The sequence below is a fragment of the Thermosynechococcus sp. genome (genome assembly GCF_025999095.1).
Classification (GTDB): Bacteria; Cyanobacteriota; Cyanobacteriia; order Thermosynechococcales; family Thermosynechococcaceae; genus Thermosynechococcus.
Window position 1 is genome coordinate 1,374,618 of the sequence record NZ_AP024678.1, and the last position, 24,273, is coordinate 1,398,890.

Annotated in this window: 17 protein-coding genes and 1 tRNA gene; 6 read left to right on the plus strand and 12 right to left on the minus strand. The window is 54.3% G+C overall.

What is annotated here, in order from left to right; genetic code table 11:
• Positions 1-104: 104 nt before the first annotated feature.
• Positions 105-1,286, minus strand: a complete 1,182-nt coding sequence (locus tag Q0W94_RS06765; RefSeq protein WP_297756959.1) for an ABC transporter permease — start codon at positions 1,284-1,286, stop codon at positions 105-107.
• A gap of 396 nt (positions 1,287-1,682) precedes the next feature.
• Positions 1,683-2,021 (minus strand): divalent-cation tolerance protein CutA, encoded by a 339-nt coding sequence (cutA, locus tag Q0W94_RS06770; RefSeq protein WP_297756960.1) that lies wholly within the window; start codon positions 2,019-2,021, stop codon positions 1,683-1,685.
• Positions 2,022-2,081: 60 nt separating this feature from the next.
• Between cutA and Q0W94_RS06775 the strand changes: the two genes are divergently transcribed.
• Positions 2,082-3,176 carry a beta-ketoacyl-ACP synthase gene (locus tag Q0W94_RS06775; RefSeq protein ID WP_297756961.1) on the plus strand — a complete coding sequence of 365 codons (1,095 nt, stop codon included), beginning with the start codon at positions 2,082-2,084 and terminating at the stop codon, positions 3,174-3,176.
• Here Q0W94_RS06775 and dxs read toward each other — a convergent pair.
• Together dxs and Q0W94_RS06785 are read right to left on the minus strand one after the other, a co-directional pair.
• On the minus strand, positions 3,173-5,089 hold the full coding sequence (gene dxs, locus Q0W94_RS06780) for a 1-deoxy-D-xylulose-5-phosphate synthase (protein WP_297756963.1): 1,917 nt from the start codon (positions 5,087-5,089) through the stop codon (positions 3,173-3,175). The two genes, Q0W94_RS06775 and dxs, sit on opposite strands and share 4 nt — an antisense overlap.
• A 190-nt stretch (positions 5,090-5,279) precedes the next feature.
• A complete protein-coding gene (locus Q0W94_RS06785; protein ID WP_297756964.1) occupies positions 5,280-5,828 on the minus strand; it encodes a cofactor assembly of complex C subunit B in 549 nt (182 codons plus the stop codon).
• 159 nt (positions 5,829-5,987) lie between these two features.
• Here Q0W94_RS06785 and Q0W94_RS06790 point away from each other — a divergent pair, with 159 nt between their 5' ends.
• Positions 5,988-7,406 (plus strand): sugar transferase, encoded by a 1,419-nt coding sequence (locus Q0W94_RS06790; protein WP_297756966.1) that lies wholly within the window; start codon positions 5,988-5,990, stop codon positions 7,404-7,406.
• Here the strand turns inward: Q0W94_RS06790 and Q0W94_RS06795 are convergent.
• Positions 7,350-9,881 (minus strand): EAL domain-containing protein, encoded by a 2,532-nt coding sequence (locus tag Q0W94_RS06795; RefSeq protein ID WP_297756968.1) that lies wholly within the window; start codon positions 9,879-9,881, stop codon positions 7,350-7,352. The two genes, Q0W94_RS06790 and Q0W94_RS06795, sit on opposite strands and share 57 nt — an antisense overlap.
• A gap of 255 nt (positions 9,882-10,136) precedes the next feature.
• On the opposite strand from Q0W94_RS06795, the gene Q0W94_RS06800 reads away from it, so the two are divergent.
• Complete coding sequence (locus tag Q0W94_RS06800) at positions 10,137-11,582, plus strand: pitrilysin family protein (RefSeq protein WP_297756970.1); 1,446 nt, start codon at positions 10,137-10,139, stop codon at positions 11,580-11,582.
• Between the two features lie 73 nt (positions 11,583-11,655).
• Here the strand turns inward: Q0W94_RS06800 and Q0W94_RS06805 are convergent, their stop codons facing one another.
• Genes Q0W94_RS06805 through Q0W94_RS06815 form a run of 3 tightly spaced genes read right to left on the minus strand, consistent with a single transcriptional unit; the run spans position 11,656 to position 15,437 of the window.
• Positions 11,656-12,597 (minus strand): GDP-L-fucose synthase, encoded by a 942-nt coding sequence (locus Q0W94_RS06805; protein WP_297756971.1) that lies wholly within the window; start codon positions 12,595-12,597, stop codon positions 11,656-11,658.
• A 2-nt stretch (positions 12,598-12,599) separates the two neighbouring features.
• Positions 12,600-13,679, minus strand: coding sequence for a GDP-mannose 4,6-dehydratase (gene gmd / locus Q0W94_RS06810; RefSeq protein ID WP_297756973.1), 1,080 nt, complete (start codon positions 13,677-13,679; stop codon positions 12,600-12,602).
• A gap of 3 nt (positions 13,680-13,682) precedes the next feature.
• On the minus strand, positions 13,683-15,437 hold the full coding sequence (locus tag Q0W94_RS06815; protein WP_297756976.1) for a TolC family protein: 1,755 nt from the start codon (positions 15,435-15,437) through the stop codon (positions 13,683-13,685).
• A 223-nt stretch (positions 15,438-15,660) separates the two neighbouring features.
• Between Q0W94_RS06815 and Q0W94_RS06820 the strand changes: the two genes are divergently transcribed.
• The 3 genes from Q0W94_RS06820 to Q0W94_RS06830 all read left to right on the plus strand — a co-directional run bounded on the left by Q0W94_RS06820 (position 15,661) and on the right by Q0W94_RS06830 (position 16,718).
• A tRNA-Ser gene (locus tag Q0W94_RS06820) sits at positions 15,661-15,752 on the plus strand.
• Positions 15,753-15,893: 141 nt separating this feature from the next.
• Positions 15,894-16,112, plus strand: a complete 219-nt coding sequence (locus tag Q0W94_RS06825) for an NAD(P)H dehydrogenase subunit NdhS (RefSeq protein ID WP_297756979.1) — start codon at positions 15,894-15,896, stop codon at positions 16,110-16,112.
• 3 nt (positions 16,113-16,115) lie between these two features.
• On the plus strand, positions 16,116-16,718 hold the full coding sequence (locus Q0W94_RS06830) for an HAS-barrel domain-containing protein (RefSeq protein WP_297756983.1): 603 nt from the start codon (positions 16,116-16,118) through the stop codon (positions 16,716-16,718).
• Here the strand turns inward: Q0W94_RS06830 and Q0W94_RS06835 are convergent.
• The 4 genes from Q0W94_RS06835 to Q0W94_RS06850 form a co-directional block, all read right to left on the minus strand.
• On the minus strand, positions 16,702-17,367 hold the full coding sequence (locus Q0W94_RS06835; protein ID WP_297756985.1) for a cytochrome b/b6 domain-containing protein: 666 nt from the start codon (positions 17,365-17,367) through the stop codon (positions 16,702-16,704). The genes Q0W94_RS06830 and Q0W94_RS06835 overlap by 17 nt on opposite strands.
• Before the next feature lie 2 nt (positions 17,368-17,369).
• On the minus strand, positions 17,370-18,200 hold the full coding sequence (locus Q0W94_RS06840; RefSeq protein ID WP_297756990.1) for a M48 family metallopeptidase: 831 nt from the start codon (positions 18,198-18,200) through the stop codon (positions 17,370-17,372).
• Between the two features lie 199 nt (positions 18,201-18,399).
• On the minus strand, positions 18,400-22,383 hold the full coding sequence (locus Q0W94_RS06845) for a DNA-directed RNA polymerase subunit beta'' (RefSeq protein ID WP_297756993.1): 3,984 nt from the start codon (positions 22,381-22,383) through the stop codon (positions 18,400-18,402).
• 19 nt (positions 22,384-22,402) lie between these two features.
• Positions 22,403-24,271 carry a DNA-directed RNA polymerase subunit gamma gene (locus Q0W94_RS06850; protein WP_297756997.1) on the minus strand — a complete coding sequence of 623 codons (1,869 nt, stop codon included), beginning with the start codon at positions 24,269-24,271 and terminating at the stop codon, positions 22,403-22,405.
• Positions 24,272-24,273 lie beyond the last annotated feature (2 nt).

A 24,273-nucleotide genomic window follows, 5' to 3' on the forward strand; every position in this document is an offset into this window, starting at 1 on the left:
AGGGGACAACGGGCCACTGGACTCAACGCCTGTTCCCAACCCCTGAGAAGAGGTTTCCCTGGGGGCGGAGCGGTTAACCAAGACAGGATAGGGCGAGGCATGATTCAAGCTCGAAAGACTTGGGCAGGATCAAGGCGCATCACTTTTTGCACTGCCAATAGGGAAGCACTGACACACATGGCCACGGTGGCACTAAAAACGGCTAAGGCAAGTTGAGGGGTAATGATGATTTGGATGGCACGAGCTTGCATGGTCCACATCCCCAGCCCCCAGCACAGGCCTAAACCGGGCAGATAACCCAGTACGGCCATCCACAGGGCTTGCTCAATAATAATTCGATACAAGTACCCGTCAGCAGCCCCCATCGCCTTGAGGGTGCCATACTCCTGTAGGCGATCGCTCACAGAGGAATAGAGAATCTGACTCACAATCACTATCCCTACAACCATGCCCACCCCTGCCCCTAGACCCAAAATGAACCCCACACTGGTACTGGCCAACCAATAGCGCCGGGTCATTTCAGTCAGGGCGGCACGACTGAGCACTTGATAGTTGGGAAATGCTGCCCGCAATCGCTCCTGCACCTTTGCCAAATCCTCTCCTGGCTTTGCTTTAACCATGACATAAGTGATGCGGGTACTGGGGGACACCAACGGCAAAAATTCGGGTACCGGTTCACTGGTATCAAACCGCGGGAAGTTCAAGTAAAGGTTCGCAGTTTCCAGCGAGGTAAAGACATAGGGGCTAGAGACAATTGATTTAACACCGCGCGTCCAGCCAATGACCGTCGCTGGGTAGTTATTCACACGACCTTTCTCCCCCAGAGCCGTGAGGGAAAGGGCATTGAGATCAATGCGATCCACGATGACACTGTAGGGTTCCTCTAGCTTCCTTAGGGCTGCACCAGCAACTGTCGTCAAAGGCAGCAAGGTTCCTGTCGGCTCAAGACCCACCACTTGCACTGGATCGATCGCCTCTGTCTCTGAACGGCGCCACACGGCCGACTGCATCAGGAGTGGCTCTGCAGCCGCAACCCCTTCAACTGCTTGGGCATCAAGGACAGCTTGATACTCAATGGGCAATGTCAGGCCAAAATAACGCAGCTCATTCGAGGCAATCCAGAAATCCGCTTGGCTTTTGCTCACCAAGAGAGTGGCGGAGCGACTAAATCCCTCAAGGAGTCCCGTTTGAATAGTGACGAGACTGACAGCAAAGGTGATGCCCAGTTGAGCAACGAGAAAACGACTAAAGTCTTCTAAAAGATTTTTCCGAGCAAGGGAGACCATTTCTTTATCTTAAGTTTTAGCTGAACTCGTGTCTAGGTGTTTTTAGCTAGTTGGAGCGCAGAGGTTGGCGATCGCCTTAACAAGCCCATCAGAAATCCTTGGCTAAAAACTCAACTGGCACCTCTTGTGCTTCGGGCAAGTCAAGAGCAACCTGAATCTGCATAGAACATCGGATTGCGGGCTAGCAAATAGAGGTTGTCATACTCCCATAGCTCCGACCCTGCAGCGTGAGACGTTGCTGCCGCCGCGTCACAATTTCTGCCTTATCAATCGGTGGCGGGAAAGACGACGCTCTATAACTTGTTAGTGGCAAAGAATGCCATAGTGGAAGCTAGAGGGTAGGTTATTGATGTGGGTAATGTAATACAAAGTTTATGCTCTTGGATTCAGATCTTCTTAACCTCTAGATGGCTTTTGAGTTTGCTCCTTGATCCAATTCAAATAGGTAGGAGAACCAGCAATGATGGGCAGGGCAATGATCTCTGGGACATCATAGCTGTGTAATGCCTGCAGGCGATCGCGCACCTGCTCAAATAAAGCGATGCGAGTTTTAATGAGCAATTGCCATTCTGGATCGCGATGCACCGCTCCTTGCCAACGGTATATTGATTGAACAGGTAGAATCTGCACACAGGCAGCCAGGTGCTCCGCCACCAGTTGATCGGCTAAGGAGAGTGCCTCAGCTTCCGTAGCTGTAGTAGCAATCACTACACAGTACTCTGCTGCCGTTTCCAAGCCTGCGGTCCTCACGTCACAGTGTCAATGACGTCAATCATATCTTGAATTAATTGGGCAGTGAATGTTCTGATTACTGGGATTGGTCTATGGACAGGGCTTGGGGACACCGCGATCGCTACCTGGCAGCGCTACTGTCAGGGCCAGACAGCCCTCATAGCCACCCCTGAAGGACTGGTGGGGGCAACGACCTTGCCCGTCGAGAAAATTATTGAAACGACTACGACTCAAGCCCTCAACGATGCAAAATTAACAGCTCCCCTAGGCAGTGCCGCGGTAGTGGTCGGCTCCAGTCGCGGTTTTCAAGCCCAGTGGGAAATATGGTTACGACAGCCTTCCCTTTCGCGAGAAACATGGCTACAAACCTTGCCAGCAACTGTTTCGCAGCAGGTCGCGCACATTGCCGGCATTCAGGGGATGGTGCTCAATCCCACCGCCGCCTGTGCCACGGGAATCTGGGCGATTGCCCAAGGGGCACTCTTGATTGCCCAGGGGTATTGCGATCTGGTGTTGGCTGGAGGCGTTGAATCCGCCATCTCCCCCTTAACCTTGGCCGGCTTTCGCCAGTTGGGGGTCTTGGCTCAGGAGCGGGCAGCTCCCTTCGATCGCCAGCGGCAGGGATTTGGCTTGGCGGCCGGTGGTGCCCTCCTTGTCTTGGAATCCCCAGAACGAGCGCGATCGCGAGGTATTGAACCCTATGCCCGAATTGCGGGGGTAGGTCTCAGTGCCGATGCTGAGAATATGGCTGCGCCCAGTCTCAACCAAACGGGTGCTCTCCTAGCGATTCAAAAGGCCTTGGCTCAGGCAGAGCTAACACCGCGCCAGATTGACTGTATCCATAGTCACGGTACGGGCACGCGGCGCAACGATGCCGCCGAAGCCGCTTGGATTCAAACCCTTTTTGGTCAAGGGGTTGCGGTCACCAGTCATAAAGGTGCCCTTGGGCATACCTTAGGGGCTGCTGGCGCGATCGCGGTTGCCCTCTCTTGCCTGTCGTTGCGGGAACAGCAGATTCCTCCCTGTGTTGGCTGTGAGGCTCCCGACTTTGACCTTGACATTGTCCAAAAGAGCCGCCCTGCTCCCTTAGGATACATTCTCTGCTGTAGCTATGGCTTTGGCGGCCAAAATGCCGTGATTGTTCTGGCGCGTCCCTAGGAGGAGGCGGTCACCACCGTCGCTTCAGTAACCCCAAATTTCTGCATGATCGTTTTGGCCATTTGTGGGGGGGTGAGCCCCAAGTCAGCTTTTGATTCATCGGGACTGGCGTGCTCGACCAAGATATCCGGTACCCCCAAACGCAGCACCGGCACCAAAATATCCGCCTCCTGCAGTGCCTCAAGCACCGCCGAGCCAAAGCCCCCCATCAGGCAGCCCTCCTCCAGAGTGACCACACGGCCAATTTGTTTTGCCAAGGGTAGAATCAACTCCGTATCCAAGGGCTTGGCAAAGCGAGCATTGATCACGGCGGCACTCATGCCGTGTTCCTTGAGGATTTCCGCCACCTGCATCGCCGGATAGACCATTGAGCCGTAGGCTACTAGGAGAACATCTTCACCGGAGCGCAAAAGCTCTCCTTTGCCAATTGCAAGGGGTTCCCAGCCCTCCTCCATGAGGGCGACACCATAGCCATTGCCGCGGGGATAGCGCAGGGCGATCGGTCCCTCGGTGTAGTTGATACCGGTTACAATCATCCGTTGCAGTTCCGCCTCATCCTTGGGGGCCATCAGCACCATATTGGGTAGGCAGCGCAAATAGGCAATGTCATACATCCCCTGGTGGGTAGGGCCATCGGCACCGACAATCCCCGCCCGATCCATGCAAAAGAAGACCGGTAACTTTTGGATGCAGACGTCATGGATAATTTGGTCATAGGCGCGCTGGAGGAATGTGGAGTAAATTGCCACCACAGGGCGCATGCCCTGGGTGGCCATCCCCGCCGCCATTGTTACCGCATGCTGCTCGGCAATCCCGACATCAATGTACTGTTTGGGCAGCCGTTTTTGCAGAATATCCAAGCCGGTTCCTGTAGCCATGGCTGCCGTAATGCCCACAATGCGCGGATCATTTTCTGCAAGTTTCGTCAAGGTTTCGCCAAAGACCTTGGAGTAACTGGGGGGCTTGGGTTTGCTAGAGGGTTTGGCCTTACCGGTGACCAGATCAAAGGGGTTTTGGGCATGGTAGCCCACTTGGTCCTTCTCGGCGATGGCGTAGCCTTTGCCCTTCACGGTGGCAACATGAACTAGCACCGGACCAGGAATGGTGTGGGCATGCTGGAATGTGGCAATTAGTTCCTCCAAATTATGGCCATCCACAGGGCCTACATAAGTAAAGCCTAATTCCTCAAAGACAGCGCCCACCTTAGGAACGGCAAGGCGCTTCATCCCCTCCTTGATGCGCTGCATCTCCGGGGTCAGGTTTTCACCAAAGAAGGGGATATGCTTAAACTGCTCTTCGAGGTTATCGGTAATAAATTGCACCTGCGGTGAGAGGCGGATTTTATTCAGATAGCGGGGAATCGCCCCCACATTGGGGGAAATAGACATTTCATTGTCGTTGAGCACCACCATCAGGTTGGTGTGGGGCAGGTGGCCGGCATGATTAATGGCCTCTAGGGCCATGCCCCCCGTCAGGGCGCCATCGCCAATAATGGCCACTACCTTGAAGTTTTCCCCCTTGAGATCGCGGGCGATCGCCATCCCCAAAGCTGCCGAAATACTCGTGGAGGCATGACCAGCCCCAAAGTGATCAAAGGGACTTTCCCGCCGGTTTAAGTAACCGGCAATCCCCCCTTTTTGGCGCAGGGTGTGGAAGTTGTTGTAGCGACCCGTCAACATTTTGTGGGGATAGGCTTGGTGCCCCACATCCCAGACCACGCGGTCTTTATCTAAATCAAGGGTTTGGTAGAGTGCCAGGGTGAGTTCAACAACGCCTAGGCCGGGCCCGAGGTGGCCGCCGGTCGCCGCTACCGTTTCCAAATGTTTGTCGCGAATTTGGGCGGCAATTTGAGTCAATTGGGCAATGGACAACCCATGCAACTGGTTGGGATGGGTGAGTTCACTTAGGTGCATAAAAACCCGACCTCGCAAGATACCTTGTGGCGATAGCTGAACGCTGACCACAGAAAAACTATCTGTTGACTGATTCTAGCAAAGCGCCCCGCTCCAGTCAGGGATTATTTTGCCCCCAGACGTGTAAAAAGCCGCCGTAGTCACGAAACGATTGATCATATTCAAGGTGATTCCCTAGACGTCACTCAATTTACGAATCTCGGCAGTGGATACCCCTGACCTCCGCCTCTGGCCTCAGTACCCTGTCCTCGAAGGTGATTAGTTCATCGCGATGTCCCTCCAGGGTCAGTTGAGAACCAATCTCATGGGGCTGCAACCAAACCCTCACGGTTTCTAGCCGCTGGGCACCGCGCCAGTAAAACCAGGGGGCAATGGGGGCAAGGCCAATGAGACTAAAGGCCAGAATGCCCCCCTTGGGAAAAAGCACAGTTAACACCAGGGCAATGGCTGTGGTACTGGCAACCGCTAGGGCAAAGAGCAATGCGGCTACAAGGGGACTGGCGGCAACCTGTCCCTGAAAGGTCACTTCAGTGCCATCGGCACTCACGGCGTCGAGGCGGTAGCCGCGCTGCTGAAAATACTGCTTAAGGCGGGGGGCAAGTTCAGTGATGGGCTGGGCAATGAGCCATTCTTGGGTTTCAATGCGTTCTTTGGTGGAGGCACGAATAAAAAAGACAAACCCAATTGCCAACAGGCTAGTGAGCAAGAGGGTAGAAGGGTAAATCAGGTTGCTAGACATGAGACCTTCAGGGGGGTTGTTTGCTGGGCTATCTATCCCTATTCTCAAGCATCTATCGGGGGCTGCAAAGAGATATTGCAGTGCGATCGCGGCCGACGGTTCTGCGGAATACTAACCCTTAGCCATTGTTGTTGTCTTAACTTTAATCATGCGTTCATCATGCGTTCGCAAGCTTCTCCCCGGGATATTCGGGCCCCCCGCTCCCCTAGGATGGTGCTGCGTTCAGAAACCGCCTTTGCCCTGTTGCTCTTGGCGAGCGACTTACTGGGGCTGGTGCTGGCCTGGAAGCTGGCACTGCAACTGAATCGCTTTTATGCCCCCCTTCCCCCTGATCTAGCCACTTGGTACTGGTGGGGGTTGCCTAGTGTCTTTTGGCTTTTTACAGGGGGTCTGTTGTTTTTGGTTGCCCTGAGTGGGCTTTATCACCCGCGGGGACATTGGAAAAATTATTTGCGCCTAGCCAAGGTGTTGAGCTTGGGCTACTTGTTGGCGCTGGCGATCGCCTACTTCTATGATCCAAAAGTGGATTTGCCGCGCTCACTGTTTTTTAGTGCTTGGGGCCTAAGTGTGGTCTTGGCGGTCGTCCTGCGGCTAGGGGTGAGTTTAGGCTTCAAAATTTGGAGCCTGCGGCAACCGATACGGGCCTTTCTCGTGGCGCCCCCAGAGCGACAGGAGTACCTCAGCACGCTGCTGGCACAACGCGCTAACTACAAAATTGTCGGCACTGCGATCGCCAGCACGGCCAACGAACCGGCAACCCTCGCTGCGATTCTCAACTGCCAAGCCCAAGAGGTGGTTGTCGAGGGATTGCCCCCAGCTCACCTGGCCTCTACCCTCTATTGGCAACTGCGACAACATGGCATTGCCCTGCGCCTAATCCCCTCTAGTGTGGAAATGCTCTACCGCCGCGGCACGCCAGAAATTGTGGCGGCTTTGCCGACCCTACGGGTGGATATGACCTACCTGCAGGGCTGGGAGTATCGGCTGAAACGCTATTTGGATGTGATTTTGGCCCTCATTGGCCTTGTGGTGCTGGCGCCCCTATTTATCGTCGTGGCGATCGCCATCAAACTCACCTCCCCAGGGCCTGTCTTCTTCCGCCAAGAACGAGTGGGACTCCATGGACAGGTCTTTCAAATGTGGAAATTTCGCACCATGCGTGCCGACGCACCGCAACTGCAAGCCCAGTTGGAGGCACAAAATGAGGCCGCTGATGGCATTCTGTTCAAAGTTAAAAACGATCCGCGTCGCACGCGCCTCGGCAGTTTTCTGCGCAAAACCAGTATTGATGAACTGCCCCAACTGTTTAACGTCCTCTGGGGAGACATGAGTTTAGTCGGACCCCGTCCCCTACCCCTACGGGATGTTGCCCGTTTCCATTCCTGGCATCATATTCGCCATCAAGTGATGCCCGGTATAACGGGCCTATGGCAAATCTCTGGTCGCTCCCAAATTGCTGATTTTGACGAAGCAGCACGCCTCGATCTTTACTACATTGACAACTGGTCTTTGAATCTGGATTTAGAAATTCTTGTGGAAACTGTGCGTATTGTCCTCGTTGGTAGCGGTGCCTACTAGGGATGGCAAAAATTGTGTCGCCAATAATTTTTCTACCTGCTGCGCCGAGAGGGGACGGGCAAAGAAATAGCCCTGCCCATAGTCACACCCTAGGGTCTTAAGCAGGCCATACTGTTCGCGTGTTTCAATGCCCTCCGCCACCACCTTTAGGCGCAAGGAGTGAGCCAGTATGAGAATCACCTGCACAATCGTGGCCGAGGCTTCCTCACAGTTGAAGTTGGCAATAAATGAACGATCAATTTTTAGCGTGTCAATGGGAAAACGGTGTAGATAGCTCAGGGAAGAATAGCCCGTGCCAAAATCATCCATATAAATGCCAATGCCCATAGCCCGAATTTCCTCAAGAGCGGCGATCGCGACGTCCTTGTTATCAATGAGAACCCCCTCAGTGACCTCAAGGCGCAATCGTGGCGCCGGAAACCCTGTTTCCGCTAAAATAGACTTTAAATTGGGCAGCAAATCTGGCTGTTGAAAATGACGTCCACTGAGGTTGACACTAATAGTCAGCTCACGGCTCCAGGGAAAGACCGCTGCCCAGCGCTGCATTTGGCGACAAGCTTCGGTCATAACCCACCAACTCACGGGTAGGATCAACCCTGTTTCTTCGATTACCGTCATGAATTGGCCGGGGGCAATGATGCCCCGTTCAGGATGTTGCCAGCGCAGTAGTGTTTCAAAACCAACAATCTTGAGCGTTGATAGATTAACAATTGGCTGATAGTAAACCAAAAACTCCTGACGTTCTGCTGCTCGGCGCAGGTCTGTTTCCATTTGCATGAGAGCGACCGTCTGGGCGCGTATCCCCATACTGAATACTTCATAGCGAGCCTTACCCAGAGATTTGGCCCGGTACATGGCTGTATCGGCATCCCGCAGCAGATCCTCAGCCCTCTGACTGTCGCCACTTGGAAAGGCAATGCCAATACTGGCACTGGTAAAGATTTCATGGCCCTCTACAAGGAAAGGGCGGCTCAAGGCCAGCAAAATCCGTTCTGCTGCCGTCATCCCTTGGGCTGGAGCGGTTAGGTCCGACAGCAGAATCGCAAACTCGTCGCCGCCAAGGCGCGCCACTGTATCCTCAGCGCGGGTACAACTGGTAAGTCGTTGGGCAATTGCAATCAGCAGCTGATCGCCTGCGCAGTGCCCCAAGCTATCGTTGATCACCTTAAAGCGATCCACATCCAAAAACAACACGGCAAAGAGGGAGTGGGGACGCCGCCCACGACGGGCGATGGCTTGATTCAGGCGGTCCATAAAAAGCACTCGGTTGGGTAAACCCGTCATGGCATCGTGGAGTGCATCATGGAGCAGTTGCTCCTGAATCCGGTGGTATCCCGTGACATCGGTCATGGAGCCGGCCATGCGGTAGGGCTGGCCTTGCGCATTGCGCAGGGCTTTCCCCCGCGATCGCATCCAGCGGTAGTTGCCATCCCGGTGCCGGAGGCGAAACTCACACTCGAAAAGGGGACGCAGACCCAGCAGGTGCTCCTTCAGATGCTGTTGCAACTGTTTTCGGTCCTCGGGGTGGACCCGACGCCACCATTCCTCAATCATGGGTTTGAGGGTACCGGCCGCTTCACCCACCAGCGCCTCCCAGCGGGGAGAATAGTACATCAAGCGATTGCTAATATCCCAATCCCAAAGGCCATCATTGGCCGCTTCGGCCGCAAGGGCGTAGCGCTCCTCACTAATACGCAGCGCCAATTCTGAGCGCTTGCGCTGGGTAATGTCGGTGAGGTAGCAGCGAATTAACTCGCTGGCAGGCAACAGATGAATGGTTGCTTCATAGGCGCGATCGCCAATGTTAATTTCTTCAACGGAGAATCGTCGCTTTTCTAACGACCAGTTTTTGAGCCACGCCAGCAGGGGATGTTCTTCATCCATCAACTGGGGCAACTCTTGAATGGCTGCCGGATTGAGATAGGTGAGTTGGCCGTCGAGGGTAAGCTCAATAATCGGGTAGGGGCTGAGTTCTGGAAAAGATGACAGCCGCAGCAGTTGCAGGTCTGTTGACTCAGGTCCTTGATTGCCAATCAGGGCCTCCTTAAAGAAACCCACCTCCTGGCCCGGAATGCTGAAGGCTGCAAGAGCATGGGTATAGCGCTTGAATCCTGAGTCGGAAATATGGGCGATCGCGTGGTAGCGGGCGCGCACAGCACCGCCAAAGACAATTACATCGCCATGCTGAAGAATGTGGGACTGGCAGGGCTTGCCATTGACAGTCAGACCGTTGACGCTGCGCCTTCCTTGGAGGTCGCCATCAATGAGGCGAAAGAAAAAATTACCACTGCTGGGATCTAGCACCCGTAACAAAACCGCGTGCTGCCGGGAAATCATTGGCGACTTGAGCACAATCGTATTGCTTGGATGGCGCCCAATGGTATAGGTGCTGGCTTTGAGGTGAAGGATACGCCGACCCTCCTGATCTTCAATCACGAGGAGATGGCGCCACTTCTTCGCCGGATCAGAGCTCACATCAATAGCCTCGACAAATTGTCATGGGGGAACGGTTTTCACCGCAAACTTTCTAGTTGAACCAGTATTCCCAATTAAACCAGTATTTGATGGAAAAACTGATTTGCTATTCTTAATTTGCTATTCTACGCTCTAGGACTTTATCCCGCTTACAAAAAAAAATTAAAGTACTGCATTTTATTGATAACATAAATTAAACCGGAACACTTCTTAAGATAGAGTCATCCTAACTTAATTTTCTTTGTCGCTTTGATCATGGCTGTCTTTCTCCCACAGCACTATCCATTGTGGCGATCGCTCTACCTTGGTATTTTATCTACTCTCCTGCTATGGTTGATCCCACCCTCCCCGGCAAGGGCCATGACCCCCAAGCACTACACCGAATTGACCTTTCCGCCGTTAGCAGAGATACAAGTACCGGCCTATGAGCGCCGTCAGTTGAGCAATGGCATGGTGGTCTATCTCCTGGAGGATCACGAGTGGCCGCTAGTGCGGGGAACTTTGATCTTTCGGGCAGGTAGTCGCTGGGATCCCCCCGCGCAAGTGGGTTTAGCAGAAATCAGTGGGGAGCTGATTCGCACAGGCGGCACCCAAGCCCACCGGGCTGCTGCAATTGACGAATGGCTGGAGGATCGGGCGGCAGCCATTGAATCCGGCGTCGGCAAAAGTTTAGGACGGATTAATTTCAACAGCCTCAAGGAGCACAGCGAGGCAGTACTGAACCTACTGGCGGAAATGCTCCAAGCCCCAGCAGTAGAACCAGAGCGCTTTGAATTGGCGATTCGGCGCCGCCAGGGAATCATTCAACGCCGTGATGATCAACCCAATGCCCAAGCAGAACGGGAATTTTACAAGCTGATTTATGGCGCTGAGAGTCCCTACGCTCGCACTCAAGAGCTAGAAACACTTGCCAACATTACCCCTGCCGATGTGCAGCAATTTTACCGGACCTATCTGGCTCCCTCCCGCTGCATGTTGGGGTTGGTGGGCGATTTTGATGCCTCGGAAATGGGCGATCGCCTGCAGGCCATTTTTGGCCCATGGCAGGATCCGCCGCACTTACCACCACTTCCTCCCTTGCCACCAGTGACGGCCGATACCTCCCCAGCAACGGTGGTGATTCATCGCCCCCATCTCTCCCAAAGCTACATCTATACCGGCCAATTGGGGGGAACCCTCAAAGATCCAGATGTGTTTACCCTCTATGTCCTCAATGGCGTTCTCAATGGCTTTGGCGGGCGTCTTTTCAACGAGGTGCGATCGCGCCAAGGGTTGGCCTATAGTGTCTATGCCGCTTGGAGTCCGGAATCTGACTATCCGGGGGTGTTTTATGGTGTCGGCCAAACCCAAACAGCGACCACAGCCAAGTTTCTCAGCGCCCTCCGCCAGGAAATTGAGCGATTGCAACAGGAACCTGTGGGCTCAGCAGAACTGAATTATGCCAAGGACAGCATTCTCAACTCCTTTGTTTTTAATTTTCGCGATCGCCTGCAAATTCTGAATCGCCTCCTGCGCTACGAATACTATGACTTGCCGAAGGATTTTATTTTCCGCTATCAGCAAGCGGTCAAAGCAGCAACCGCCGCGGATCTGCAGCGGGTGGCACAAACCCACTTAAAGCCAGACCAGTGGCGCACCTTGATTGTGGGCGATCGCGTCCCCTGCCCAACGGCTGATTGCCAATACCGCTCCCACCCATAATTGTCATCCCCTTTGGGGAATTGGGCGTGTCACCGACAACCTCTGGATTAAGACCTGGATTAAGACAAATTGGTCATAGGGATGCAGCGTGCTGGCGATACCAAGCAATGGTGCGTTCTAAGCCCTCTTTCAGGGAAATGCGGGCGAAAAACCCAAAGGCCTTTTTAGCTTTGCTCGTGTCAAGGCAGCGGCGGGGCTGACCATTGGGTTTATCGGTTTGCCATTCAATTTCACCGTGAAAGTCCATCAGGTCGGAGATGAGAGCCACCAGCTCCCTAATGGTGATCTCCTCCCCGGTGCCGAGGTTAACAGGATCGGGATCACTATAGGCCTGGGTAGCCATGACAATGCCGCGGGCAGCATCTTCCACATAAAGGAATTCCCGGCTAGGAGTGCCATCGCCCCATACGGCAATCCGAGCATCCCCCTGTTGCTGGGCAGTATGCACTTTGCGAATCAAGGCGGGAATCACGTGGGAACTCTCAGGATCAAAGTTATCTCCGGGGCCATAGAGGTTTACTGGCAGGAGATAAATGCCATTAAAGCCATACTGCTGCCGATAGGCTTGTAATTGCACGAGGAGGGCTTTCTTAGCAATGCCGTAGGGAGCGTTCGTTTCTTCGGGGTAACCGTTCCAGAGATCACTTTCTTTGAAGGGAACCGGGGTGAATTTAGGATAGGCGCAAATCGTCCCCACACAGACGAATTTTTCCACGCCAGCCCGATAGGCACAGTCAATCAGTTGTGCCCCCATGATCAAATTGTCATAAAACAGCTCGGCGGGCTTGGCTTGATTGAGACCAATGCCCCCCACATGGGCAGCCAGGTGAATGACAATATCTTGGCCTTGAACCACCGCTTGACAGGCAGACAGTTGCCGCAGATCGTAGTCGCGCGATCGCACCACCGTAATGCGCTCAGGTGTTGCCCCGGCTGCTTGTAATTGCGCTACCACGTGGCGTCCCAAAAATCCCGCCCCCCCGGTGACCAGAATTCTTTTTTGACTTAGATCCATGGCTAGTCTGCCTTACTAATAAACTGCCGCTGGGCAATGAGATCCAGGACGGTGTCGGAGGTGGTTTTGGGAGTGGTTCCTTGAATCCCCACGGCATGGAGATCGGCTTCCACCATCAGGGCCACCAGCTCAGGAAATGTAACCGAGGGCTGCCAACCCAATACTGTTTTTGCCTTAGTGGGATCTCCCAAGAGTAGATCCACCTCCGTGGGACGTAGATAGCGGGGGTCAAATTCCACGTAATCCTCCCAGTTCAGACCCACATACCCAAAGGCCAGCTCAAGAAATTCCCGCACAGAGTGGGTTTCCCCCGTGGCCACCACATAGTCATCGGGTTGCTCCTGTTGCAGCATCAGCCACATGGCACGCACATAGTCTTTGGCGTAGCCCCAGTCCCGTTTGGCGTCTAAGTTGCCCAAATAGAGCTTGTTTTGCTGGCCAGCCACAATGCGGGCAACGGCACGGGTAATTTTGCGGGTCACGAATGTTTCACCCCGCCGTGGACTTTCGTGGTTAAAGAGAATGCCATTACAGGCAAAAAGGTGATAGGCCTCGCGATAATTGACCGTTTGCCAATGGGCATAGACCTTGGCACAGGCATAGGGACTGCGGGGATAAAAGGGTGTGGTTTCCCGTTGCGGTACCTCCTGCACGAGGCCAAACATCTCCGAGGAACCCGCCTGGTAAAATTTCACCTGTTTGCCGCTGCGCTCTTGGTACTCGCGAATGGCCTCTAGGAGCCGCAGGGTTCCCATGGCAACAGTTTCAACGGTATATTGGGGGGCATCAAAGCTTACCCGCACGTGGGATTGTGCCCCCAGATTATAAATTTCATCAGGTTGGCTAAGTTCGATAATGCGTCGTAGGGTGCCGCCATCGGTGAGATCGCCATAGTGTAGGCGCAGAGTAGCTCCCTCTTGGTGGGGGTCAACGTAAATGTGGTCAATGCGATCAGTATTAAATGTGGAGGTGCGGCGAATAATGCCATGCACTTCATAGCCTTTCTCTAGGAGCAGCTCACTGAGGTAGGAGCCATCTTGGCCAGTGATACCCGTGATCAATGCCCGCTTGCGATCGCCCATCCGCTATTGCCTTCCTCCTAAACCCGTGCGTTCTGGATAACCCACCGCCCGCCTTAATGCTGCTAAAGAGCGATTGTAGTTCAAAATCGCTGCCAGGAGATTGCCTTGGGCTTGGGTCAAATTAGTTTCGGCATTAGTCACTTCCTGTTGAGTCCCCACCCCCGCTTGGAAGCGCAACCGCGCTAGGCGCAGTCCTTCAGTGGCTTGGGTAACGGCAGTTTGGGCAGTGGCAATGTTTTTCTCATTGGCCTTGAGATTGATGTAGGCTGTTTCCACCTCAAGGCGAATGCTGTCCTTTTGGCTGGCATACTGTTCCTCGGCACTGGCTGCAAGGGCTTCTTGACGAGCGGCACTCGCTCGGGCATTGCCACCATCAAAGAGGGCTAGTTGCATTTGCAGCCCTACCCCATAGCCAAAGCGAGGGCCTAGATCATCTGTGACTTTGTCTAGCATATTGCCACTGGCAAAGAGACTGAGTTGAGGCCGTGTAGCAGCTAGGGCCACTTGACGATTGCTCAGGGCAATGCGCCGCCGCAGCAGTTGCTGCTCTAACTCCACACGGTTCTGATAGGCAAGGAGAATACTGTCCTCAAGGGAAAGTGACCATTTCGCAGCGGGTTCAACGCGCTCAGCAATCGCCACGTCCACCATCTGATTCACATTCAATCGCTGTGCCAACTGTCGCCGGGTCGTGATTTCCAAATTGCGCGCTTGATTCAAGTTTTGCTGAGCATTGGCAAGATTCACCTCGGCAGTTAGTACGTCCAAGAGCGTGCCAATCCCTGCTTGCTCAAAGGCGGTCGCATCCCGCAGGGTCACGTGGGCATTGGCTACGGCTGCTTCAGCGATTTGTACCTGCACCTTGGCCTGTTGCGCCAAATAGTAATCGTTTGTTACATCAAGGATCAGTTGTTGGAGTTGGCGTTGTACCTCCAGTTCACTGAAGCGCACTTGGTTGCGAGCCGCTTGAATGGCCGCCGATCGCCCGCCCCCAGCAAACAGAGTATAGTTCATCACCAGCGCTGCGTTGGCAGTAGCACCGGCAGTGGCACCAAAAAGGTTAGTGAAAAAATTTCTGTAATTTAGTTGATTCACGGGTGCCAAGGTAATTGGGGTAACGTTGGCGGGGGTTGCAGCTTGGCTGGCACTGTTTTGCAGTTGCTGGAGTTGCTGTTGCAGCTCAAGGTTTTGCTGATCTGAAAATGCCCTTAGTTGGGGGCCTTGAAATCGCTGTTGCAGCCGTTGCACCTCAGTATTCAAAAGAGTGCTGGCAGCCAGTTGCTGAGCCAGAAGCTGTTGCTGAGCCTGTTGCTGTTGCTGTTGTTGTAAAGAGAGCTGCTGCTGAAAGTTGAGGGGGAGGTAGGCGGGCTGGCCGCCGGGGGTAGTATTTTGGCCAATGCTAGCTTGAAATGTCAGGGTGGGATAAAGCTGGGCTTGCACCTGTCGCAGTTGGGCCCGTGCCTGTTGTAGTTGTAGCTCACTAATTTGGAGGCCAATGTTGTTGCGAATGGCCACCTCAATCGCTTGCTCTAGGGTGAGGGCCTGATTGAGATCAATCTTGAGCGTCTCAGGAAGCGCCAGTCTATGGAGATTGGAATGGAGAGGCGTGAGGGTATCTAGCGCTGGCGGCGAAGATGCCTGTGCCAGTGGCGTCGTTGGAGGTGCAGCTTGAGCGAGGCTAGGCAGCGTTACAGGGGCGAGGGCCAGGAGTCCCGACACGAGTATTTTTTGGGGCTTCAGGGCAAGATCATTTAACATGCGAGCTTAGACGTGCAGCCTGCTCAACTTAGCCACGGTAGAACTGCCCCTAAGCACTGGTGAAGATTGCCAGCATCCAGTCATTTGCTTCACTCCCACAACACACACCCATTCGCCAAAACTCTAACATAGATTCCCGCTGGCGATCGCGCCCTAGAGGCCACAGCCCCATGAGGATTGAAAATAGGGAGAAAATCGATCTAAAATAGAGAACCTTCACAAAGGAGAGGTGGCTGAGTGGTCGAAAGCGGCAGATTGCTAATCTGTTGATAGGCAGGTAACTCCTATCCGAGGGTTCGAATCCCTCCCTCTCCGTTAAAGAATCCGCTAAAGAAAAAAGAAAATGTGATCCAACCAATAGCTGACACTTATCCTTTGTGACCCCTCAGCAAGGCCTGAAGGGGTCAAAGGCAGGAGATAATACATTCACATCAACAGCTTTAGGATAAAACAACGATGACCACTGACTTAATAATAACGATTCTCCCCGGCATGACCGTGAAGGTAATCAACCCCAACGATACCTACTACCAATTCCAGGGGATTGTGCAGCGGGTTACCGATGGCAAAGTCGCAGTGCTCTTTGAAGGCGGCAACTGGGATAAATTAGTGACCTTTGAGATGGGCGAGCTGGAGCCGGTGCTCAGTACCCCCAAAGGGAAAGCGAAAAAGTAAACGATGGTGTGGCGATCGCCTCCCCTCCAGCCCTTTGCTGAGATTGTCCAGACAGCAACGGATCACTGCATTGCCCAGTGCCATGAGCCCGCCACCCTAGATTTTCCGGCTGTGCCTGCCCTGGGCAGTTGGGTGCGCATCCCAGAAGGCGAGCGCGTCATTTATGGCGTTGTTGCCTACGTGGTCACAGCCCCCATTGACACAATTCACCGGGCTACCGCCTTGGGGCTATCCCTAGAGCAACTACGGCAAGAGCAGCCCCATATTTTTGCCATGTTGAAAACCGAGGTCACGATCGCCATTGCCGGCTTTCAGGAAAGGGAACACTTTTATCGCCATTTGCCCCCCCACCCACCCCAAATGCACCAGCAGGTCTATGGGTGTCCCCCACAGGAGGTGATTGCCTTCAGTAACACATTGACCTTTTTGCGAACCCTGTTGACCCTGCGCTATGGTCCCGGTGATGCCCTAGTAGCCGCAACCCTCCGTTCCTTGTATCAACTCCGACAGCGCGATCGCCAGTGGCTAGTGCAGGCAGCCCAATACCTGAACCAACTCCTCAAAGATGACTACGATCGCCTGCGGGGCATTATTGAGCAGTTATGATAGCCGGCAAGACAAAAGCCGCCCCAGTTGCCAGTAAAACAATGATTTCTAGGCCGACTAACAGAGGACTGGCAGGTTTAAGCCTACCGCCCCGCCACCAGTTCCCGACCGGCCGATCCTCGGGGCGGATTGCAAAACTGAGCATGGAAACTAAAAGTAGCCGCCCCCCGGCCTTTGCCCCGAGAATGAGGTGAGCCAGCAAACTCAGGAGCACCACACTCCAAGCCGCTAAATGAGCTAAGTACCAGCCTCGATTGAGCTCGCCTGCGGGCAACCACTCCTCTTGCATCATCCGCCCCGTGATCAGGGCAAACGTGACGGCCACCAGCATTAGGGTATTTGCTAACCGATGCCATGCCCGCCAGTTTCCTTTAGGGAGTTGCGGCAACGTTTTCTCCTGTACCAGGCGGCGATCGCCCCAATGGAAGCAGTAGAGGGCAAAGAAGGGGAATAGCAATAGCAAGACCAGGGCAATTGTACCGTGGAGGCCTTGAATATCGGGAATCTTTGGTAGGGGCAGTGCTCCCCAGCGGCCATCGTAGGTGTTATAGACCCAAAACCCTGACAGCAGAGCAAGGAGCACCAAAATCGCAATTACCCCATGGGCAAGGCGCAGTGAAAGGGGTTGATAGGGAATAGGTTTGGCCATCGTTATTGACAACTAGGGTGTAATTGCTTGACGAGGCGATCGTACTGCTGCGTTTCCGCCCAATCAAGAATTTCCCGTGCCCGCAGCACCGGTAGTGGGTGGGTCAGCTGCGCGGTCTGTAATTCTTTGAAAAGCCCATACCAGCCCCGATCGGCCGCCTCATAGTCCCGCGCTTGGGCAATAAAGGCGTCGAGATTCAGGCGATCGCTCCACTGTGGTGAACCTCCAGAAAGTTTCATCAGAACTGAAGCAACAATACGGGGGTCGCGGGTCACCAATAGGGCAGCGCGATCGCAGGTGAGTTCAGCACAGCGAAGCCAATGTAGCAATTGCATTTGCAGTCCCTGGGCCAAAAGCAAACCCCAAGGAGACAATTGACTGGTGGCCAACAGCAACAGGTTGGCGATGGTCAGATAAACCCCATGCTCACATTTGAGGTGACCCAACTCATGGGCTAAGACCGCTTGTAATTCCTTGGGTGTCAGCAGTTCCACCAGCGCCGAGTGCAGGACCACAAAAGGCTGTTTGCCCTGCATGGCAAAGGTGTAGGCATTGGCAACGGGGTGTTGTTTGAGATACAACTGGGGAGGCTCTAAGCCTAAAATACGACAGGCTTCGAGATGGAGGGCGTAAATCTCTGGCAATTGCCGCTCACTTAGACGCAGACTACTGCCAATGTTCTCAAGGTAAAAGGCCTGCTCCGCCACCGAACCTAAGAGCGATCGCACGAGAATATCTAACCCCGGCAGTTGTTGGAGTGCTTGGGTAGCCTCGCGATCGCGGGGATGACGAAATTGATCAGCCCTGAGGCTGGCAGATGCTGGAACAGGCATGAAATAGTAATTTTTACTTTGACCCCTCCACTGCCAATTTTAGAGTATAGCGCAGGCTTCCTGCACCGCTGTAAAAACGTGGTGCTGGGCGTGATCTCCGACTTGAGACCCCCCAAAGCTACAGCAAGTGCGTCTGCCGCCCACTACTGAATCGGGGGCCAACTCCTACCGTAGCCTTCTTTAATCAAGGGAATTTTCGTTAGAAGGCGTCCTCCTCCTCATCATCATCCCCATAGTCATCGTCCTCGTCTGCCAGTTCATCCTCCTCATCCTCAACATCACTGCTGGCGAATTCAAAATCGCGAGCCCCTCCCGTAATCTTTTCAATCACGTGGGGTGCGGTTTCATCATCAATGAGGACATCTTCACCGAGATCAGCAGTCACATTGACCGTCATCTTTGGTGATTCGGGTTCGGGGCTGATAACGTGGGTTTGACCCAGGCGATCTTCACCCTCTTCCCACTCTTCGTCGCCGTTGCTACTTTCCTCGTAGCTATTGAAGCCGGTGCCCGCGGGGATGAGACGGCCAATGATCACGTTTTCCTTGAGTCCCCGCAGCCAATCGGACTTGCCTTCAATGGCCGCTTCAGTGAGTACCCGTGTCGTCTCTTGGAAACTAGCGGCTGAAATGAAGCTGTCGGTATTCAGGGAGGCCTTGGTAATCCCTAAGAGGACAGGGGTATATTGGGCGGGTGCACCACCGGTAAGCGCCATGGGTTCGTTGGCTTGTTCCGCCTGGCGCAGAGTCATGAGTTCACCGGAGAGCAGGATGGTATCGCCCGCATCGTCAATCCGAACCTTGGAGGTCATCTGGCGGACAACCACCTCAATGTGTTTATCGGCAATCTCAATACCTTGGCTGAGATACACCGACTGCACCTCGTTGACCAAGAAGGATTGCACCTTCTCAAGGCTAATTTGGGCAGCTTTGAGCAACCCTTGGGGTTTGTAGTACTCAAAGTAAATTGAGAGGATGTCGTGGGGATCCACAGGACCATCGGTGAGGGGGTCAGCAAGATTGACCTTTTGACCATCCACCACCAAGGGGTTTTGACCCGGCAAGACAGGGTATTCCTGAATCGTGCCATCCTCTTCAATGACTTTGATCTCTACGCTGTCGTCACTGTTGTAGGTGACTTGACAGGTGCCGGGGCGCACCGCCAGCACGCATTTTTCCTTGGGATGGCGAGCTTCAAGGAGTTCTTCAATCCGAGGTAACCCCTGAATGATGTCACCCGTTTTCGCCCGCTCAAACACCAACAGCGCGAGGTTGTCCCCCCGTTGCACAAGGTCGCCCTCCTCAATTTGCAGCACTGCCCCTGGCGAGACCAGGTAGGGACGGGCTAAGCGCAGGATCACGTGGTCATCGGCCACTGCCATGACAGCGGCGGTTTCGGGAGCAGTGACCCCCTTGGCCAGTTCATCGCCGGGACGCACCAGATCGCCAACTTTGACGGTGGGCTTGGCACCATTGGTCTCTACCCGCAGGCGATCGCTCTCCGTAACGACCAGAATGCGGCGAACAGATTCGCCACTGCGCAGGATCCCCTGCACCTCACCCGCTTGCTTGGCTTTAATGTCCGTGCGGGCAACGACAGCACCGGGGCCAATGTGATCACCATCTTTGACAAGAAGGGAGGTAAAGGTACTCCCTTGGGTTTGATCCGCAGCAATGTCACGGCGAATAACCAAGGACTCCAGAATCACCAGTTGGAGGCGCTGGGCTTCTGGATCCACGTCATCCGTGACAATTTCAATGTCAGCAGCCAGTTGTGGGGCTTCGCTGCCAATTTCAAGGACTAACTGCGTCCGCAGCAGATCAACGCCATCAACGGATTTGACCCGCTCATCGTGTTTGTAGGGCAACCGCTGTACGGCCCGCAGGCGAATCGACTGCCCTGAACTATCACTGGAGTCTTGACTGGGTACCGATGGCTCATCAGGAACGCTAAATTCTTGAACAGGGCGCAGCAGAATCGCTGGTCCTTCGGGGGTGTCCTCCAGATAATCCACTTGCGAGAGGGTTTCGACCACAAGGCCGGGGAGGACCTCCTCACCGGGACGGGCCAACGTGCCATGCTTTAGCCGTGCGGCTTCCGGATCATCCACAAGGTGAAGTTCACCGGGCTTGATAATAATTTCCCGCAGGATGTCGTTTTTCTGGATGACTTCGACAACACCGCTGTTTTGACAGAAGACATCCTTGACAACCTCCGTCCCCGCTTCGACGTATTGGTTGTCCTCCACCATCAGCAGGGAAATATCCTTGTTCACCTCATGGGTTTCTTCGGGAATCCACAGGAGTGTCCCCCCTTTAAGGACTTCATAGCCCTGCTTGGCTTTACCTTTTTTGGCCACTTCGATGTCGGCGTATTTGAGGATACCGCCCGTTGTGGTGTGGTAGCGATCGTCAATCAGCTCAGCTACTACTTGACCATTGGCCACTTTGGTGCCGGGAGCTGCCTTCAGGGAAAAGCGCTGGCCAGTGGCGGTTTCAATAATGTAGTGCTCGCGTCCCTGCTGCGTTTCCTTGAGCACCTTCGCTTTATCCAGCATCACCGAAGCGGTAATAATTTCCACCTCGCGACCGCCTTTGCTGTCCTGTTGTTCAGGGAGACGCACCACACCTCCATGCTCGGTTTTCACAGTGGTTTCCGCAAGCACGGCCCCCGCTGCAATGCGATCGCCATTCTTAACAACCGGCTCAGCACCAGGGGGCAGATTATACACTTCCCCAGACAGTACCCAAATCAACCCACCTTTGGGGGCAATGCGCGTTGTAGTGCCTTGGCGATCGCGCTTCTCCTCCGCTTCGAGGTTGACGAACTTCACTTGACCCGCCAAGTCCGAGGCCACATCCTTAGTTACTTTTTCCGTGGACTTACGGACACTGCGGGAGGCCTGTGCCACTTCCGCCAATAATTGACCCGCTTCGACGGTTTCGCCATCCGCCACCAGCACAATTGACCCTTGGGAGAGGTCGAATTCTTGACTTTGCTGAGCGCCTTTGATCACGAGCTTGCCAGCGGTTTCGACAATAAAGGCATCGTCACCGTGGCGAGTGCGGTAGGGACGTACCCGCAATTTCTTGCCGTACTGCACCGTGCCGGCAAAGGGAGCGCGCTCTTGGCGGGCCACTTCGCCGGTAAACACCCCGCCGGTGTGGAACGTGCGCATCGTCAATTGCGTCCCGGGTTCGCCAATGGATTGAGCAGCAATAATGCCCACCGCTTCTCCCATATCCACCAGTCGGGCATGGGCCAGGCTCCAGCCGTAGCAAAGACGACACACAGAGCCAGTGGCCTCGCAGGTGAGGGGCGATCGCACCACCACTTCTTCAATACCAGCCTCAACAATTTTCTTAGCGATATCAGCGGAGATGGCTTGATTTTTGGCCACCAGCACTTCGCCCGTTTGCGGATGGCGGACATCATTGAGCACCACCCGACCCAAAAGACGATCCTGTAGCGGCAATACCTTATCCCCTACCGTCATACTGCGCAGCGTAATGCCTCGCTCCGTTTCACAATCCTCTTCGCGGATAATCACATCTTGGGAGACATCCACCAAGCGCCGGGTCAAGTAACCGGAGTCCGCCGTCCGCAGGGCCGTATCCACCAGTCCTTTGCGCGCACCGTAGGAGGAGATAATGTACTCCGTCACCGTCAGGCCTTCGCGGAAGTTGGTTTTAATCGGCAGGTCAATGATTTCTCCTTGGGGATTAGCCATCAAACCCCGCATGCCCACTAACTGGCGCACCTGCGAGAGGTTCCCCCGCGCCCCGGAGAAAGCCATCATGTACACGGAATTGAGGACATCGGTATTGCGGAAGTGCCGCACCACCTCATTTTTCAGTTCTTCGTTTGTGCTGTTCCAGGTGTCAATCACCTTTTGAAAGCGTTCCACCTCCGTGATTTCCCCCCGCGAGTAGCGCTCCTGAGCGGTTTTAATTTCCTTTTCTGCCGCTTCGAGGAGTTCCTGTTTTTTGGGGGGCACAAGCAGGTCATCGACACTGATGGAGACACCGGCACGGGTGGCATAGTGAAAGCCCAGGTCTTTGATTTTGTCGGCCATTTCCGCTGTGCGGGCAGTGCCAAAGTTGCTAAAGGACCAAGCAATCAGGTCCCGCAAGCCTTTTTTGTCAATGATGCGGTTAAAGAAAACAGGCTTTTTCTCAGTCATGGTGTTGGGGTCTCCCAAATTAACTGGCTAGGGCTTCTTGAATCGTTTGGTTGTAGATAATGCGACCGGGTGTGGTGCGGATGTATTGGGAAATCCGTTGACCGTTGGCATCCTCCTTGATCCGACGCAGGGAATACTCCAGCAAACGGGAACCATCTGCATAGGTCGTAATCTGGGGTTCACTGGTGTCGCCATCCTCGACCTCACCGTCGTAGCGGACCCAGACAAAGGCATGGAGAGGCAAGTGCCCCTGTTCGTAGGCCATGACCACGTCTTGGAAGTTGGCATAGTAGCGATCGCTATAATCTGGCAGCTTGGGATTTTCTGCCGTCAAGTAATAGCAGCCCAAAACCATATCTTGGCTGGGGGTAATAATTGGCTTGCCCGTAGCCGGCGACAGGATATTATTCGAGGCTAGCATCAGCATCCGCGCCTCCGCCTGGGCCTCAATCGAAAGGGGCACGTGCACCGCCATTTGGTCACCGTCAAAGTCGGCGTTGAAGGCAGGACACACCAAGGGGTGCAGTTGAATCGCCCGCCCTTCCACCAGAATCGGCTCAAAGGCCTGAATCCCCAAACGGTGGAGCGTCGGCGCACGGTTGAGCAGCACCGGGTGACCCTCAATGACCTCCTCCAGCACATCCCAAATTTGCGGATCATTGCGCTGGATCATGCGCTTGGCCGCCTTAATGTTGTTGACAATTTGTTGGCGAATCAAGCGGTGAATCACAAAGGGCTGAAAAAGTTCAATCGCCATTTCCCGCGGCAGGCCACACTGGTGCATTTGCAGTTTTGGCCCGACCACAATCACTGACCGACCGGAGTAGTCCACCCGTTTCCCAAGCAGGTTTTGACGGAAGCGTCCCTGTTTCCCCTCAATAATGTCGGACAGGGACTTCAGAGGACGGTTATTGGCACCCACCACCGTGCGACCACGACGACCATTATCAATCAGGGCATCCACCGCCTCCTGAAGCATTCGCTTCTCATTGCGGACAATAATCTCAGGCGCCAGAATCTCTTGTAGGCGGGCGAGGCGGTTGTTGCGGTTAATGACACGGCGGTATAAGTCATTGAGGTCAGAGGTGGCAAAGCGCCCGCCATCTAACTGCACCATTGGCCGCAGATCCGGTGGAATTACGGGAATCACGGTCAAGACCATCCATTCCGGCTTGGCGCCAGTGGCAATAAAGTTATCAATGACCCGCAGGCGCTTGATGAGCTTGGCGCGTTTTTGCCCCTTAGAGTTGAGGATTTCCTGCCGCAGTTGGTCGGCCTCCGCTTGCAAATCCAAATCCCGCAGCAGGCGTTGAATGGCTTCAGCCCCAATGCCCACCTCAACACCTTCTAGCTCCGAGTCCTCCCTATAGATTTCCTCTTCGATTTCCTGCCACTGATCTTCACTCAGGAGCTGCTTGTAGCTGAGGCCAGGGTGATTGCCTGGATCCAGGACTACATAGGAGTTGAAATAGACAATTTGCTCCACATCCCGCAGGGGCATATCCAGCAGGATTGCCATGTAGCTGGGAATCCCCTTCAGATACCAGACATGGGTAACTGGGGCAGCCAACTTAATGTAGCCCATGCGATGGCGGCGCACCCGTGATTCGGTAACTTCAACGCCGCAGCGCTCGCAGACAATGCCGCGATGGCGCACCCGCTTGTACTTACCGCAGTGGCACTCCCAATCCTTAGCAGGGCCAAAAATCCGCTCGCAGAAGAGGCCATCCATCTCCGGTTTGAGGGTGCGATAGTTAATAGTTTCTGGCTTGGTTACCTCGCCCACCACTTGACCGTTGGGGAGAGTGCGCTGTCCCCACTGAATGATGCGCTCGGGTGAGGCTAGAGACACTTTTACATAATCAAAGCGTTGCTCGAGTCTGGGCATAA

Bases quoted from the DNA above. Each gene is read 5' to 3' on its own strand.
- Q0W94_RS06765 (WP_297756959.1), bottom strand. From the start codon at position 1,286: ATGGTCTCCCTTGCTCGGAAAAATCTTTTAGAAGACTTTAGTCGTTTT.
- dxs (WP_297756963.1), bottom strand. From the start codon at position 5,089: ATGCACCTAAGTGAACTCACCCATCCCAACCAGTTGCATGGGTTGTCC.
- Q0W94_RS06785 (WP_297756964.1), bottom strand. From the start codon at position 5,828: ATGTCTAGCAACCTGATTTACCCTTCTACCCTCTTGCTCACTAGCCTG.
- Q0W94_RS06790 (WP_297756966.1), top strand. From the start codon at position 5,988: ATGCGTTCGCAAGCTTCTCCCCGGGATATTCGGGCCCCCCGCTCCCCT.
- Q0W94_RS06800 (WP_297756970.1), top strand. From the start codon at position 10,137: ATGGCTGTCTTTCTCCCACAGCACTATCCATTGTGGCGATCGCTCTAC.
- Q0W94_RS06805 (WP_297756971.1), bottom strand. From the start codon at position 12,597: ATGGATCTAAGTCAAAAAAGAATTCTGGTCACCGGGGGGGCGGGATTT.
- gmd (WP_297756973.1), bottom strand. From the start codon at position 13,679: ATGGGCGATCGCAAGCGGGCATTGATCACGGGTATCACTGGCCAAGAT.
- Q0W94_RS06815 (WP_297756976.1), bottom strand. From the start codon at position 15,437: ATGTTAAATGATCTTGCCCTGAAGCCCCAAAAAATACTCGTGTCGGGA.
- Q0W94_RS06825 (WP_297756979.1), top strand. From the start codon at position 15,894: ATGACCACTGACTTAATAATAACGATTCTCCCCGGCATGACCGTGAAG.
- Q0W94_RS06830 (WP_297756983.1), top strand. From the start codon at position 16,116: ATGGTGTGGCGATCGCCTCCCCTCCAGCCCTTTGCTGAGATTGTCCAG.
- Q0W94_RS06835 (WP_297756985.1), bottom strand. From the start codon at position 17,367: ATGGCCAAACCTATTCCCTATCAACCCCTTTCACTGCGCCTTGCCCAT.
- Q0W94_RS06840 (WP_297756990.1), bottom strand. From the start codon at position 18,200: ATGCCTGTTCCAGCATCTGCCAGCCTCAGGGCTGATCAATTTCGTCAT.
- Q0W94_RS06845 (WP_297756993.1), bottom strand. From the start codon at position 22,383: ATGACTGAGAAAAAGCCTGTTTTCTTTAACCGCATCATTGACAAAAAA.
- Q0W94_RS06850 (WP_297756997.1), bottom strand. From the start codon at position 24,271: ATGCCCAGACTCGAGCAACGCTTTGATTATGTAAAAGTGTCTCTAGCC.